General features: G+C 65.9%; 1 protein-coding gene. It reads right to left on the bottom strand.

The features are described from left to right. A partial coding sequence (locus ACH107_RS33505; protein WP_412509886.1) for a terminase small subunit, Nu1 occupies nucleotides 1-444 on the bottom strand: 444 nt, incomplete at its 3' end. Nucleotides 445-478 lie beyond the last annotated feature (34 nt).

Below are 478 nucleotides of genomic sequence, written 5' to 3'. Positions count from 1 at the left end.
GAGATCATCGAGCACCTCGCGGATCGCGGCGCGGATCAGGTTCCGGGTGTCTCCGACAGTGGATTGGTCAAAGGCCTGTGGGGCCAACCGGTCTGGCAGCGCCAGCAGGCGCGTTCGCAAAAGCGCAAGCACCGCGATCCAGGCAGCCTCGATCTGGTCCGCCGCAATCAGCGCGCGGCGTTTTTGCTCGGCGTCCATTTCAGCGAGGTCAGCGCGCGCCCGGATGAACCGCGCCCGCTCCGCCGCATAGTCCGGGGCACCGGCCTGCGCCTTGCTCGCCTGGTCCCGCAGATACAGGACATAACCACGCACCGAGCCGATGAGATCGTACTGGCCACGCTCCGCCTTCGGGATAACCCCCTCGCGGCTGAGCTGCTGGACCCGCCGCTCCGAGAGATCGAGCAGTTTGGCAATCACGCCGATGGGTTGGCTCGCCGAGGACATATGATGATCCCTGCGCTTGCGATTACGCCATGGC

The organism is Roseovarius halophilus (ex Wu et al. 2025) (assembly GCF_047086965.1).
This window is presented reverse-complemented; position numbering and strand designations above follow the sequence as displayed.